This is a genomic window from Pseudomonas sp. SDO5215_S409, from assembly GCF_054071325.1.
This window is the reverse complement of record NZ_JBSVWN010000144.1, coordinates 1-1,061: the sequence shown is the minus strand read 5'-3', so window position 1 is coordinate 1,061 and position 1,061 is coordinate 1. Positions and strand designations below refer to the sequence as shown.

Sequence of the window (1,061 nt, the reverse complement as noted above, 5' to 3'; positions counted from 1 at the left end):
CGATCGTTCCCACGCTCTGCGTGGGAATGCAGCCCGGGACGCTCTGCGTCCCGATTCGGGTGCGAGGTTCAGGTCCTGCGCATGGGGACGAGAACACCTTCATCGAGTTACCTCACACGGATTTTTCCGACAGGCCTTTAAGGTTGTCGCTCGGAATCCACCTCTCTAGCCTTTCCCGTCCGAATCATGTCACCGGCAGGGCACCATGAATCTGACCTTCAAACCCGATGCAAAGCCATTGCAGGGCGTGATGTATCACATCACAATCGCGCAATGATCGTCAGCTGGAAGCATAAGGGCCTGAGGGCCTTTTATGAGACCGGATCAACCAAAGGCATCAACGCCGATCACGCGAAACGCCTAAAGCGCATGTTGTTTGTTCTGGATAAAGCCGAACACTGGGACGAACTGAATCTTCCCGGCTGGCGGTTCCACCGACTCAAAGGCGACCTGGCAGACTTTTGGTCGGTCAGCATCAGCGGTAACTGGCGCATCATTTTTCGTATGTTCGCCGATCAGGTCGAACTGGTTGATTATCTTGATTACCACTGAGCTGAGGTTTCCACATGGCTATGCACACCCCTCCTCACCCTGGCGAAATACTCCTTGAAGACGTGCTGCCGGCGCTGGGTATCACCATCACTGAAATGGCTCGGCGTCTCGGTTTTGCCCGGGAGACGTTTTCAAGAATCCTGCATGGCCGCGCGCCCATCAGCCCCGACCTTGCCGTAAGGCTGGAACGTGCAGGTGTCAGCAAGGCGCGGTTGTGGTTGTCGATGCAAAGCGCCTACGACTTGTGGCAGGCGGAGCACCGTGAACAGCCGGAGATTGAGCGGTTTGCACAGATTGAATAAGGCCCACTCGCCTGCATGCGAGTAGGTGGCAGGTAAACAAGACCGGGTATATCGGACCTCGGCGGGGGATCTCCTACCCAAGCCACCGGGTCCGTAACCCCACGATCGTTCCCACGCTCTGCGTGGGAATGCAGCCCGGGACGCTCCGCGTCCCCGATGCGGGTGCGAGGTTCAGGTCCTGCGCATGGGTGACGCGGAGCGTCACCG

At 58.1% G+C, this 1,061-nt stretch carries 2 protein-coding genes; both read left to right on the top strand.

Features of this window, described 5'->3' with window-relative positions; genetic code table 11:
• The first annotated feature begins 273 nt into the window (after positions 1-273).
• Positions 274-552 carry a type II toxin-antitoxin system RelE/ParE family toxin gene (locus ACW9H9_RS28615; RefSeq protein ID WP_457346707.1) on the top strand — a complete coding sequence of 93 codons (279 nt, stop codon included), beginning with the start codon at positions 274-276 and terminating at the stop codon, positions 550-552.
• Between the two features lie 14 nt (positions 553-566).
• Positions 567-854: a HigA family addiction module antitoxin gene (locus ACW9H9_RS28610; protein ID WP_457346706.1), complete on the top strand. Its 288-nt coding sequence runs from the start codon at positions 567-569 to the stop codon at positions 852-854.
• Positions 855-1,061: the final 207 nt, after the last annotated feature.